The 12,807-nt window shown below is 36.6% G+C and carries 13 protein-coding genes; 9 read left to right on the top strand and 4 right to left on the bottom strand.

Translation table 11 applies throughout. The features are described 5' to 3' along the window. Positions 1 to 9 precede the first annotated feature (9 nt). Complete coding sequence (locus tag D569_RS0109620) at positions 10 to 1,452, top strand: glycoside hydrolase family 1 protein (protein ID WP_018932208.1); 1,443 nt, start codon at positions 10 to 12, stop codon at positions 1,450 to 1,452. Positions 1,453 to 1,727: 275 nt separating this feature from the next. On the opposite strand, the gene D569_RS0109615 is transcribed toward D569_RS0109620, so the two are convergent. Then, complete coding sequence (locus tag D569_RS0109615; RefSeq protein ID WP_018932207.1) at positions 1,728 to 2,114, bottom strand: ACT domain-containing protein; 387 nt, start codon at positions 2,112 to 2,114, stop codon at positions 1,728 to 1,730. Between the two features lie 128 nt (positions 2,115 to 2,242). On the opposite strand from D569_RS0109615, the gene D569_RS0109610 reads away from it, so the two are divergent. Next, positions 2,243 to 2,587 carry a DUF4260 domain-containing protein gene (locus D569_RS0109610; RefSeq protein WP_018932206.1) on the top strand — a complete coding sequence of 115 codons (345 nt, stop codon included), beginning with the start codon at positions 2,243 to 2,245 and terminating at the stop codon, positions 2,585 to 2,587. A gap of 68 nt (positions 2,588 to 2,655) precedes the next feature. Next, on the top strand, positions 2,656 to 3,474 hold the full coding sequence (locus tag D569_RS0109605) for a polysaccharide deacetylase family protein (protein WP_018932205.1): 819 nt from the start codon (positions 2,656 to 2,658) through the stop codon (positions 3,472 to 3,474). Positions 3,475 to 3,757: 283 nt separating this feature from the next. On the opposite strand, the gene D569_RS0109595 is transcribed toward D569_RS0109605, so the two are convergent. After that, entirely contained in the window at positions 3,758 to 4,213 is a 456-nt protein-coding gene (locus D569_RS0109595) for a DUF2188 domain-containing protein (RefSeq protein ID WP_018932203.1), read from the bottom strand. Between the two features lie 24 nt (positions 4,214 to 4,237). Further along, a complete protein-coding gene (locus D569_RS0109590) occupies positions 4,238 to 4,564 on the bottom strand; it encodes a four-helix bundle copper-binding protein (RefSeq protein WP_018932202.1) in 327 nt (108 codons plus the stop codon). 145 nt (positions 4,565 to 4,709) lie between these two features. Between D569_RS0109590 and D569_RS0109585 the strand changes: the two genes are divergently transcribed. Genes D569_RS0109585 through D569_RS0109575 form a run of 3 tightly spaced genes read left to right on the top strand, consistent with a single transcriptional unit; the run spans position 4,710 to position 8,614 of the window. Next, positions 4,710 to 5,681, top strand: a complete 972-nt coding sequence (locus D569_RS0109585; RefSeq protein ID WP_018932201.1) for a sugar-binding protein — start codon at positions 4,710 to 4,712, stop codon at positions 5,679 to 5,681. Beyond that, entirely contained in the window at positions 5,674 to 7,083 is a 1,410-nt protein-coding gene (locus D569_RS0109580) for a sensor histidine kinase (RefSeq protein ID WP_018932200.1), read from the top strand. Before D569_RS0109585 ends, D569_RS0109580 begins: the two co-directional genes overlap by 8 nt. Before the next feature lie 4 nt (positions 7,084 to 7,087). Beyond that, entirely contained in the window at positions 7,088 to 8,614 is a 1,527-nt protein-coding gene (locus D569_RS0109575; protein ID WP_018932199.1) for a response regulator transcription factor, read from the top strand. A 91-nt stretch (positions 8,615 to 8,705) separates the two neighbouring features. On the opposite strand, the gene D569_RS0109570 is transcribed toward D569_RS0109575, so the two are convergent. Continuing rightward, entirely contained in the window at positions 8,706 to 9,587 is an 882-nt protein-coding gene (locus tag D569_RS0109570) for a helix-turn-helix transcriptional regulator (protein WP_018932198.1), read from the bottom strand. A 137-nt stretch (positions 9,588 to 9,724) separates the two neighbouring features. On the opposite strand from D569_RS0109570, the gene D569_RS0109565 reads away from it, so the two are divergent. The 3 genes from D569_RS0109565 to D569_RS0109555 are packed head-to-tail and all read left to right on the top strand — an operon-like array spanning position 9,725 to position 12,581. Then, the gene (locus D569_RS0109565) at positions 9,725 to 10,738 is read left to right on the top strand and encodes a zinc-binding alcohol dehydrogenase family protein (protein WP_018932197.1); all 1,014 of its coding nucleotides are present in this window, start codon (positions 9,725 to 9,727) and stop codon (positions 10,736 to 10,738) included. 58 nt (positions 10,739 to 10,796) lie between these two features. After that, on the top strand, positions 10,797 to 11,630 hold the full coding sequence (locus D569_RS0109560; RefSeq protein WP_018932196.1) for an amidohydrolase family protein: 834 nt from the start codon (positions 10,797 to 10,799) through the stop codon (positions 11,628 to 11,630). A gap of 15 nt (positions 11,631 to 11,645) precedes the next feature. Beyond that, positions 11,646 to 12,581, top strand: coding sequence for an aldo/keto reductase (locus D569_RS0109555; RefSeq protein ID WP_018932195.1), 936 nt, complete (start codon positions 11,646 to 11,648; stop codon positions 12,579 to 12,581). The last annotated feature ends 226 nt before the right edge of the window (positions 12,582 to 12,807 follow it).

The following is a 12,807-nucleotide window of genomic DNA, read 5'->3' as shown; positions in this document are numbered from 1 at the left end:
GGTTACGTCATGCCAACAAAAACGTATCAATTCCCAGAAAGTTTTCTGTGGGGTGGAGCTACTGCAGCTAACCAAATTGAAGGTGGCTTTCATGAAGGAAATAAAGGCTTAAATATAGCAGATGTTTTACCAGGTGGAAAAGGCCGGCTAAATATTTTAAAAGAACCTGGTTTTAACTTTGAAGTAAATACGGAGAAATATACGTATCCGAATCATGAGGCTATTGATTTTTACCATCGTTACAAGGAAGATATTGCGCTGTTTGCAGAAATGGGCTTTAAAGTATTTCGAATGTCAATCGCTTGGACAAGAATTTTTCCTAACGGTGATGAGACAGTACCGAACGAGGAAGGACTAGCCTTTTATGATCGGGTGTTTGATGAACTGCATAAACACAATATTGAACCGGTCGTGACTATATCTCATTATGAAATGCCGGTTAATTTAGTCAAGAATTATGGTGGTTGGCGAAGTCGAGAAGTGGTGACTTTCTTTGAGCGTTATGCCAAAACGATTTTGGAGCGTTATCAAAACAAAGTGAAATACTGGATGACATTTAACGAGATTAACAGTGGACTCATCATGCCAATTATGGGGCTTGGTTTCTCGATCCAAAAGGAAGAGGATAAATATACGCCAACATTCCAAGCATTTCACCACCAGTTTGTTGCAAGCAGTTTAGCGGTAAAAGCTTGTCATGAGATAATACCAGACGCCCAAATTGGTTGCATGATTTTATATGCACCAGTTTATCCATATGATGCTAATCCGGAAAATGTTATGCATGCGCTAGAGGAAGAGCGTCTGTTTAACTATTATTGTGCAGATGTGCAAGTCCGTGGTGAATACCCTGCGTTTATGACTCGCTACTTCAAAGAACATAATATCGAGCTAGATATCAAAGAAGGCGATTTAGAACTAATGAAAGAACATACCGTTGATTATATTGGTTTCAGCTACTATATGTCCCGTACAGAAAAGAAACAAAAAACGGGTGAAGAACAAGCGGATGGTAATATTATGTCTGGTGTAAGAAATCCTTTCTTAAAAGCAAGTGACTGGGGTTGGGAGATCGACCCAACTGGTTTGAGAATCGCTTTAAATCAATTATATGATCGTTATCGTGTACCACTTTTTGTCGTTGAAAACGGACTTGGTGCAAAAGACGTAGTAGAAGAAGACGGCTCTATCCGTGATGATCACCGCATTGAATATTTGCGTGATCACATTGTCGCTATGGGAGAAGCAATAGAGGATGGTGTTGATTTAATGGGCTATACCGCTTGGGGTTGCATTGATTTAGTGAGTGCATCTACGGGTGAAATGTCTAAGCGTTATGGTTTTATTTATGTAGACAAAGATGATGAAGGAAAAGGAACGCTAGAGCGAAGTAGAAAGAAATCATTCTACTGGTATCAAAATGTGATTAATACTAACGGGAAAGAGTTATAAAAAAATATAGCTTGTTAAGAAGAAGGGGCTAGCACCTCTTCTTCTTTTTGGTTAGCTCGCAAAGTATAAAGTGCATACATTTATCGGTTTCAAGCAACTAGCCGAATTCATAAATCGTTATTACCAGCAATACCTCTCATTCTATTGGATGGATTTCCCGGTAATGATATTTTTACCGGGAAAACTTATCATTTTTCTAGACAGGTTTCCCGGTTATATATGCATGGGTTATATATTTTTACCATTAATAGACAAGCCATGCTTTTATCAATCAATTAATTACTCACGTGATGTCCAGCCTCAGTTAGCACTGCTGTTGCCTTTTCCAGCTTTTCTTCCTTTATTAAAATATAATCTGTATTGAACGTAGATAGAGCAAAAATGCTAATGTCGTGATTAGCAAGAGTGGTCGCTATGTTGGCTAATATACCTGTAAGCGCAAAATCAAGCACTCCCTCAATTTTTAAACAACGCCATCCATCTTCACGATCGATAACGATACTCTCATCAAACGTTATGTTACTATTACAAACGATTGAACATTCCTCTTTCGTATAGGAGACGGAAACGAGCTCATCAGTTTGCATTAGGTGAGTTGGAATGCTTTCTTGTGGTGCTAATTTAATAACAGAATACTGATTGTGTAATAGCGAAAAGTTCATTTGTTTTCCCCTTTTGTTTAGAAAATAGTGACCTAGTACTATTATAAGGCAAAATTAACTTAATTTTAATCATTCTTAATCATGATTTGTAGTAGAATGGTTGTAAGATAAAAAGAAGGCGGTGTCCTGTGAATAAATTATTGTTACATTTAGAAGGAACGGCAGTTTTTGCATTAAGTCTTTATGCATATTTTTATTTCTCATTTGGCTGGATATTGCTGATACTATTGTTATTAGCTCCAGATCTCGCGATGCTTGGATATCTAATTAATAACAAGATCGGTTCCGTTATTTATAACCTTTTTCATACGTATATTCTTTCGCTTGCTGGTGTATTTATCGGATTCCTTTTTCATGATTTGTTATTGGCGATCAGTTTAATCTGGACAGCACATATTGGGATGGATCGAATGGTGGGCTATGGATTAAAGTATTCTAGTAGTTTTAAAGATACGCATTTCGATCGGGTCTAAATAGCAGATCTTTAGGTTAACATACGTTACAATAGAAATGGAAGCGGTTTAAAAAGGAGATGACTCAAATGCCAAAAGTGGTGATGACTTTTCCAAAAGGGAAATTCAAAGTATTAACGATGAGCTATGATGATGGGAAAGCGGCGGATAGACGTTTAGTCGATATCTTTAATCTTTATGGGCTTAAAGGGTCTTTTCACTTGAATTCGGGCTTACTAGGAGAAGGAGACAGAATACCAGCAGAAGAAATAGTGTCCTTATATCAGGGACATGAAGTTTCAGCACATACAGTCACACACCCTACTATTGAACGTTCTCCGAAAGAACAGCTAATAGAAGAAATACTGGAAGATCGAAAAAAGCTGGAAGACCTAGCAGGTTACCCGGTAAGAGGGCTATCCTATCCGAATGGTTCTTATAACTCTTTCATAAAAGAAGTATTGCCCTATTTAGGGATTGAATATGCAAGAACAGTAAATAGTACAGGCAACTTCAATATGCCAGATGATTTTCTCGAATGGAATCCGACGTGTCATCATAACCAAAATCTTTTACAACTGGCGAAAGAGTTTGTTTCCTTACATAAAAAACAATATTTATATATGTTTTATGTGTGGGGACATAGCTATGAATTTGATCAGGATGATAATTGGGAGTTAATCGAACAGTTCTCCGAATTTATTGGAGGTAAAGAAGATATCTGGTATGCAACCAATATGGAAATTATTGATTATATCATGGCTTTTAGGAGATTGCATTTCTCAGCAAATAGCCAGTTTGTCTACAACCCATCAGCTCAATCGGTTTGGTTAATCGTTGATGAACGGATTGTAGAAGTACCTGGTGGTAAACAAGTGGGATTGATAAAGGAAGAGAGCTGGCAATAATAAGTCCGCTAGTTACGACTATTCAAGTTCATTCATTATTAACTATCAAGGAAAAGGCTGACCAAAGTGTGTGAGATATCTCTGGTCAGCCTTCTTCTATTAATTATTATCATTTTCGCTATTTTTCTGATTGCCTTTTGCATATTTTCCTTGGCGGCCATATTCTTTGTTGGTTTTATTTGTTCTTTCTTCACCGCTTTTTCCTTGGTTGTTGGCCATGAATGATCCACCCCTTTCTCTAAGTTGTATTAATCTGATACCCGATACTAAAACGATTAAACTATTATTCTGAGAAAGTTACTTTTTCTTGAATGGAACCGTCTTTTTTATGGATTATAGCAGCGGTTCCTTTATTAGCGGCAATCTCCTTTGCTCTCTCGATAGCTTCCTGTTTATTGTCGAAAACATAAGAAGCTTGTTTGGCGTCTTGTACTTTTACAGCCCAGCCATTTTCATGCGGAATGACGTGCTCGCCTTTTTCCAATAGTTCAGGTCTACTATTTTGTGCATCTTGATCACGACTTCGAAGCTCTTCGTCACTCATTTGTTTCGCTTGTTGAATCTCTTTATCAGACGCGTTTTCATACCATTCCTTTGCCTGTTCGGTTGCAATCGGAATAGCCTGTCCTTCCTTATATCCTTCATCGATCATTGCGTTGGCGATATCAATCGCTTTTTTCCTGATGGGAGTTTCTAAGTTTTTCAATGAACTTGGATAATCGCTTGTATCCCAAGGCATAGTATCACTCCTCTCAATGGTAGGTTAGGAAACTTCTCTACAAGCTTTTGCACAATGGAAGCAAGCATCCGCACATCTTTGGCAATGATCGTGATGATGTCTGTTGCATTCCTCTCCACATGTTTGACAAATTTCTGCACAAACAGCAGCTAATTGCTTAATAAACGGGGAATTTCTTGTGATAGCTCCCTCTAAATAGCTACAAATCTCAGCACATTCACGATCAAGTTGAATGCATTTCGTCATCATGTCGACATTTTCTTGTTTTAAGCACGCATTAAAACAATGGTTACATTTCGTCATGCAAATGTGTAAAGTATCGAGTAGTTTTTGGTACTTTTGATCAATCATGAATCTAACCTCCAATCGTAGTATGGTGCTTACATAATGTACGATTCCCATATTTAGGACGACTAAACTTAGATGTAGTTGGTTTTCGTTTCAGATTTGGTGTGCTATTATAATTCGTATCATCATTGGAACACAGGAGGGTGACATGAGAAATAGTAAGTTAATGAATATTATCCTTATTTCATGCTTTGTGATAGCGGTAAGCTTTTCGATATACTTTTATATACAATCTAAAGCATTCCAATCCAAGATTACGGATGCGACTTCGAAAGAACAGGTGCCAACCTATCATTTTGCTCTAATTGGAGAAGAAATGGATCATGATTACTGGCGATTAGTTGGTGAAGGGGCAAAAGATATGGAGGAAAAATATGATGTGTTTATCGAGTATGAGGGGCCGAGACGTTCCAATCCAGAAGAACAACTGAAGCTTCTCGACATTGCGATGAAATCAAAAGTGGACGGCATTATCGTACAAGCGTTGAATGATGAATTTTTACCAGTTATTAATCAAGCAGTGGATCAGGGGATTCCAGTTATAACGATTGATACTGATGCACCGGAAAGTAAACGGTCGACTTATTTCGGAACGGATAATTATGAAGCTGGAAAACTAGCTGGTAAGGCATTGCTTGAAGACACGGGTGGTGAAGCTACTGTAGGGATCATCACAGGTAGTTTTGAAAACGCTCATCATCAATTACGTGTCGAAGGATTTAGACATGTTGTCGAACAAGAGCCAGGTATTGATATTGTTGCGGTTGAAGAGTCAAATATTACGAGAGTAGTTGCGGAAGAGAAGACGCATAATATGTTAAGTGATTATCCTGATATTACCGCGTTATATGGAACAAGTGCATTAGATGGGATTGGTATGGTTGCTGCTGCTGAATCGTTGGGAGTAGAAGATTCTCTATATATGATTGCCTTCGATGTATTACCAGCGAATATTGCACTCTTGGAAGAGGGAAAAGTGGATGTATTAATTGGGCAAAAACCATATGAAATGGGAAATCGCAGTGTGGAGTTAATGCTGGACTTGATGAATAATCAAGAAGTACAGGATGTTTACCATACGAATGCATCTGTAGTTAGAAAAGAGGATATAGATGATTAGGATTAGAACAAAACTACTCATATACTTCGCTGCTATTCTGATATTAGTGATTATTTTATTTTTCATTCGTGAACAAAGTGCGCAAAGAATTGTTGAATTACATGATGAACGTTCTGATCATTACTTTTTATTAAATGAAATAACCAATATTACAGATCAGACCTATCAATCACTGCAAATCTATGTCCATGAGCCAACAGATGAAAACCTCCAATATTATGAGGAGGATAAACAACAATTAAACGAATTACAAGAGCGGTTTGAGATAGCTGCTGAAGAAAGTATAGATAAGAAAAACTATATCCATTTATTAACAAGCTTTTTAGAATTAACCGATTTAACTGCAGAAGGTGTAGCACAAGATGATATTGAGCAATATTCCTATTATTTGAATGAAGCAGATAATAGTGCAACTTATATTCATGAGAAAACCTTAGAATTAATTAATTCAGAACTGACTGTTTATCAAAATTTAATAGAACTGGAAGACCAGCGGGTTCAATATTCGAAAAATATGGGGAATGCTATTTTTATTTCAGTGATCATCCTTAGTATTTTGTTTGCCTTATGGTTCTCTAATGGCATTACAAGGGCGATTGAACGCCTAACTGGTGCTGCCAAGGAAATTTCGCAGGGAAATTATACAGTAGAAGATGTCGTTGTGCCACAAAAGGATGAACTAAAAATTTTAACAGAAACGTTTAATCAAATGAAATGGAATATCGTCGAGGCGATTCGGGAAATGAAGGAAAAAGCCCGGATGTCTCAATTGTTAAAGGAAATGGAATTGAAGAGCTTGCAGAATCAAATTAATCCTCATTTTCTATTTAATACATTAAATACGATTTCCAAAACATCGTATATTGAGGGAGCAGAACGAACCAGTGATTTAATCTCGTCTGTTTCGGCGTTGTTACGTTATAACATCGGTAGTTTAGATAGAGAAACCCATTTGAAAGATGAAGTAGAGATCGTGAAGGAATACTTTTTCATACAAAAAACGAGGTTCGGTGACAGGGTGACATTCGATCAAGCTATCGAGGAAGAATGTTTACAAACCCCAATACCTTGCCTGACGTTACAGCCTATTATTGAGAATGCCTTCATGCATGGTATTGAGGAAATGGCAGATGGTGCAGAAATAACCCTTGCCATTTATCAAAAGGAAGAAAAAGTCTGGATTGAAATAACCGATAACGGAGTAGGGATGAATCAGGAAACGATTGGTCGTTTATTAACAGCAGATGAAAACACGGAAACGAATAGAAAAGGTCATTCAACAGGTATTGGCATGCGCAATGTAATCGATCGCCTCAAGTTATTTGATAAAGAAAGTGAAGTGTCTATTCAATCAGAGGTTGGTAAAGGAACCAAAGTAACCATTAAGTTACGAAAGGAGTGACAAAATGATAAAAGTAATGCTTGTAGATGATGAGGCAATTGAACGAGAAGGAATCCGGATGATTTTAGAACGAAACAGATCAAATGCTGAAATCATTGCAGAAGCAAAAAACGGCAAAGAAGCAGTTGAGCTTGCCACAACACATCGACCTGATATTATTTTTATGGACATTAAAATGCCAGAATTTGATGGTTTGGTAGCCATTGAACAAATTCTTCAGACAATACCGGAAACAAAATGTATCATGGTATCTGCATTTGATACGTTTCAATATGCTAAACGATCGATGAAATTTGGCATAAAAGAATACCTGTTAAAGCCGAGTAAAGTATCAGAAGTATTAGAAGCTTTCGATCGGATGGTTGCGGAGCTATCTGAAAAAAATGAGCTAAATGAACGATTAGAACAAGCAAGTGCATTGGTAGAGATGGAATTTATCTTAACGTTAATGATGGATCATGTCCATGAGTTCAACGCCGAAGATTGGACGAAATGGCTAGATGTCGAGAATACAAAAGGCTTTGCCGCGGTATTTTCTTTTCAGTCAGAGATGCTTAGACCTGACCGTGAACAGAAAAGCAACTGGTATCGCACATTAAAAGACGGATTAGCAAGGTTACCTTATGATGTTTTTGTAGGACCGCTGACAGGTTATCAAGTTCCAGTTTTCGTAAAGTATGGTGATTATCGAATGGATCAGTTTGCCAGAGATGTCATACAGGATATACAGCGTGAATTACGTGACTGTCAGCTCTGTGTTGGGGTAGGAGCAGTAATTACTGATTTACAGGACTTTTCCAGGTCCTATCAAGAAGCACTATATGCTTTAGAGCAAGTGCAAACCCACTCTGGCGCTAAATATCAAGTCTATACAGACCAAATGGCTGAAAAAAGAAAAGAACGGATCCATTTTGAGGAAGAGAAAGACTTACTAGAAGCCATTAAAAAAGGAGATACTCAGCAGGGAACGTTGTTATTTGACCGCTATTTCCAATCGGTACAACAGAATGCAAGTTATCAGGTCCAAATCATCCAAAAGACAATCGAAAACTTTTTTATTATCTTAACAAGAATGATGAAAGAGCTAGGTCTGGATCAGAATATCCAAATGAGCTTTGATCAGTTTGAAACAGGGACACAGATCAGGGAAGCTGCTAAGGTTCACTTGAAAAGAGTAATGATGCAGATAAGTGAATGGCGTTCAACTGGAGTTCAAGGTCTGTTGATGCAGGCAAAGGAATATATTGAAGCCCATTATCAAAGAAATATAACATTGGAAGAAGTAGCTGAGACAGTGGGGTTAAGCTCTTATTACTTCAGTAAATTGTTTAAAGAGCATTTTCAAATTACTTTTGTTGAGTATGTGACACAAACCAGGCTGACAAAGGCAAAAGACTTATTATTAGATGAGCGAGTATCATTAAAAGAAATTGCTTTAACGGTTGGATATAAGGATCCTAATTATTTTAGTCGAGTATTTAAGAAAGAGACCGGACTGAGCCCGAGTGAATATCGTAAGCAATATTCTTAACAGCGGTCGGAGGATAGCTTTTTTCTGAGAACATAATCTTTAGCGGGGTCGTAGGTTCGAGTTCAATCGGAAAAAAACATGATACCTTATCTTATTCATCGGTCGATTTCAACATGTATTTTTTGTTTTTTCGATAACTTGAAGGAGTAGTCCCTATATATTTTTTGAAAGTTCGATAAAAATGCGGTGTACTGTCAAACCCACTTAGCTCAGCAATATGAGAAACAGGATAGTCAGTTTTCCACAATAGCTCTTTAGCTTTATAGGTTCTTTTTTTGTTTACATACACAGTAATTCCAATACCAGTTACTTCTTTAAAAACTCTACTGAAATGAGCTGGGCTAACATGTGCTTTCTCAGCTAATAAGCTTAAGGATATATTACCTTGCAGGTTACGGTCAATAAACGCAAAAATTTCGTTCATCCAAAAGCGATTAAGGTTTTCTTCCCTAAATGTTTTATCTATTTGCTTTATGCTTAAACGAGATAAATAGAGTAATATTTGATGGGTAATTAAAATAGCAGCATGAATAGAACCCATTTGTTTTTCCCGTAATTCCTTTTCTATATCATTGAGAAATTGTTCAAAAATCTCTTGTTCCTCTTCTGAAAGAAATATTTTATAGTGTTTGTGTTTCTTAATCTTTTCAACAATAAATGTATATGAAAAGTTTTCATCAATCGGTATTGTTTGAATTAATGCAGGGCTAAAAAAAACGACAGATGAAGTAACTAAATCATCTTGATTGGGTACAGCATGATGAATAGTGTCGTTAGGGACAAAGAATACATCCCCTTGATTCATGTCATAAAGCGTGTTGTTAATAAAAAATGTTCCTGTACCTTTGTGAACATAAATAATCTCATGAAAATCATGCATATGGGTTGGTAATTCATTTTGGGGTTCCTTACTTCCTTTATAAACAAAAGAAAAAGGAAATAAGGAATCAGCATTTTTTTTAAGGGTTTTCATAAATATCACCTATTAGTAGGTTATATCAAAAAACAGTATAAATAAAGCAATAAAAGCAATTTTTATTTCAATTTATTTTTGTTAATCTATTTATACAGTATATTTATTTCAGGAAGAACACTATAGGAGGCATATAATTGAAGGCTATAGTCTGTGAAGAACCTAGAGTATTTAAGCTGATTAATCAGGAGAGACCACAATTAGAAAAGGATACTGCTCTTGTTAACATAAAACGAATAGGAGTATGTGGGACAGATTTGCATGCGTTTACAGGAAATCAACCTTTTTTTGAGTATCCCCGAATATTAGGGCATGAGCTTGCAGGGGTTATTGAATCCATAGGAAATAATCCTTATGGCTTAAAGCAAGGTGATCAAGTTTCCGTTATCCCGTATATGGAATGTGGAAAATGTATTGCCTGTAAACAAGGGTTAACAAATTGTTGTACACATATGCGAGTCATGGGGGTCCACTTTGATGGGGGTATGACTGAACAAATCTCTGTTCCCTGTGATCATCTAATTAAAACAAATGCATTAACGTTGGATCAAAGTGCTATCTTAGAGCCATTAAGTATTGGAGCCCATGCGGTGAGGCGGTCTAATTTGCAAAAAGATGACGTTACTCTTGTGATTGGTGCAGGACCGATTGGGTTAGGAGTTATGCAGGCTGCTAAGCAAAAGGGTGCTAAAGTAATTGCGATGGATATGAACGACGAACGATTAGCTTTTTCGAAACAGTGGGCAAATTTAGACTATTCTATAAATGTATTAAACGGACCAGTTGAGCAACTTATGAACATTACGAATGGAGATATGCCAAACATTGTTTATGATGCAACTGGAAACAGTAAATCCATGATGGATGCTTTTCGATATCCAGCAAATGGAGGGAAATTAGTATATGTAGGGTTAGTTAAATCGGATATTACTTTTTCTGATCCATTATTCCATTCTAAGGAACTAACATTAATGGCGAGTAGAAATGCTACTAAAGAAGATTTTAATTTTGTGATGGAATCTATTGAAAGTGGTTTCATTGATGAAAAGAGTTTTATCACGCACCGCTCGACATTTGATGATCTTCCGAATAAATTTAAAAATTGGTTAAAACCAGAGAGTGGTGTTGTGAAAGGGATGATTGAGATATAATCATCCATTAAGCATTTTGAAATTCATTTAATTGAAAAAGAGCTAAGGTGGTGAAGAGATGCGAATTGATGCACATCAGCATTATTGGAAGATAAGCAGAGATGATTATGGTTGGATTACTCCCGATATTCCTACACTATATCGTGATTTTCTCGAAAAGGATTTAGTTGAACATCTAAAGAAGTCAGGAATAGACAAAACAATTATTGTGCAAGCCGCTCCGACGATTGAGGAAACTGAATTTATTCTCTCCCTAAGTGACCAGGCAACATCGGTAATTGGTGTAGTTGGCTGGATTGATATTGACCATCCCTCCTATAAGGAGCAACTAGAGACTTTTCGAAAACATCCTAAGTTTGTTGGAATTCGCCTTATGATTCAAGATATGCCCGATGAGAATATCATTTTAAGTGATAAATTCTTGGATGCCTTCTCATATTTTGAAAAGATAGATCTCCCGGTAGATTTTTTAGTTACTTCTAATCAACTTCCAGCCGTCTGTGAATTATTAAAGCATGTGAAGGTAAGAGGAGTGATCGATCATATTGCTAAACCGGATATTGAAAAGGGGAAGTTAGAACCCTGGAAAACACAAATGGCTGAAATCGCCAGTTACTCAAATATTTATTGTAAACTATCTGGAATGGTTACCGAAGCAAATCATGATAACTGGAATACTAAGGATATGGTACCTTATGTGCATCATATTGTAGAGGTATTTGGAAATCATCGCATTATGTATGGTAGTGATTGGCCTGTCTGTTTATTAGCAGCTGGCTATAATCAGGTTTACCGATTATTGAATGACGCTCTCCCTCAAGAAGTTACCAAAGTGGATAAGGAATTGATTTTTGGTCAAAACGCAATCGATTTTTACAAATTAAATCGTTAAAGAGGAGGAATCAAGTTGAAATATAGGAAACTAGGACAAACCGGATTAGATGTTTCAGTACTTAGCTATGGAGCATCATCATTAGGGTCTGTTTTTAGGGAAATCAATGAAACGGAAGGCATTAAAACTGTACATGCAGCCATTGATCAAGGTATAAATTTAATTGACGTTTCACCATATTATGGTTTAACAAAAGCCGAAACGGTTTTAGGCAAGGCATTAGCTAATATTCCTCGTGACAAATATATCCTTTCTACAAAGGCTGGCAGATTTGGTGTAGATGATTTTGACTTCTCTAAGAAGACAATTGCTAAAAGTTTAGATGAGAGTTTACAAAGGCTAGGGACGGATTATGTAGATATCTTATATTTACATGATATAGAGTTTGGTTCATATGACCAAGTAATTGAGGAAGGTATTCCTGCTTTAGAAGAATTAAAAAAACAAGGAAAAATTCGTTTTCTGGGTGTATCTGGTTTGCCGCTTATTATTTTTGAAAAAGTACTAAAGAGGATAGATTTAGATGTTATTCTTTCCTATTGTCATTATTCTCTAAATGATACTTCTCTTCTATCGCTACTACCTTTATTAGAAAAAAGACAGGTAGGATTAGTAAATGCTTCGCCATTGTCTATGGGCTTGTTAAATTCGCGTGACGTTGCTAACTGGCATCCAGCCGATAAGGAAATACAGAAGTTATGCTTGAAAGCAGCCGAGTATTGTGAATCACATGGATACGATCTTGCTAAATTAGCGATTCAGTATTCAACTAGGAATGAATCGATTCCGACCACATTAGTCAGCACAGCAAGTGTAAAAAACATCACGAAAAATATAAAATGGACGGAAGAACCAATAGATGAGGATGTTTTAGCGGGAGTTCTAGATATTCTTCAACCTATTCATAATAAGACCTGGCAAAGTGGTAATGCAGAGTGGAATGAAAGGTAATAGGTATTTTAATAGTTTTACAATTTGCCTCCTTATTTTAGAAAGTGTGTAAGCATGTTTGCCAAATTTAACTTGACGGTGAGATGCAATAAAATTGAACCTTTTTCCGTATCATCAGGCGATGGGGAAAAGCGTCATCAAAAATTCAGTGGATTATATGATTATTGCATTCCCTTCTTGGCAACAAACACAAGATATTCAAAAGATTTTACCTATAAATGTGGAA

The organism is Gracilibacillus lacisalsi DSM 19029, from assembly GCF_000377765.1.
Lineage (GTDB): Bacteria > Bacillota > Bacilli > Bacillales > Amphibacillaceae > Gracilibacillus > Gracilibacillus lacisalsi.
Note: the sequence above shows the minus strand (reverse complement) of the source record. Positions and strands in the feature narration are given on the sequence as shown.

Bases quoted from the DNA above. Each gene is read 5' to 3' on its own strand.
- D569_RS0109605 (WP_018932205.1), top strand. From the start codon at position 2,656: ATGCCAAAAGTGGTGATGACTTTTCCAAAAGGGAAATTCAAAGTATTA.
- D569_RS0109585 (WP_018932201.1), top strand. From the start codon at position 4,710: ATGAGAAATAGTAAGTTAATGAATATTATCCTTATTTCATGCTTTGTG.
- D569_RS0109570 (WP_018932198.1), bottom strand. From the start codon at position 9,587: ATGAAAACCCTTAAAAAAAATGCTGATTCCTTATTTCCTTTTTCTTTT.
- D569_RS0109595 (WP_018932203.1), bottom strand. From the start codon at position 4,213: ATGCCTTGGGATACAAGCGATTATCCAAGTTCATTGAAAAACTTAGAA.
- D569_RS0109575 (WP_018932199.1), top strand. From the start codon at position 7,088: ATGATAAAAGTAATGCTTGTAGATGATGAGGCAATTGAACGAGAAGGA.
- D569_RS0109620 (WP_018932208.1), top strand. From the start codon at position 10: ATGCCAACAAAAACGTATCAATTCCCAGAAAGTTTTCTGTGGGGTGGA.
- D569_RS0109590 (WP_018932202.1), bottom strand. From the start codon at position 4,564: ATGATTGATCAAAAGTACCAAAAACTACTCGATACTTTACACATTTGC.
- D569_RS0109560 (WP_018932196.1), top strand. From the start codon at position 10,797: ATGCGAATTGATGCACATCAGCATTATTGGAAGATAAGCAGAGATGAT.
- D569_RS0109580 (WP_018932200.1), top strand. From the start codon at position 5,674: ATGATTAGGATTAGAACAAAACTACTCATATACTTCGCTGCTATTCTG.
- D569_RS0109615 (WP_018932207.1), bottom strand. From the start codon at position 2,114: ATGAACTTTTCGCTATTACACAATCAGTATTCTGTTATTAAATTAGCA.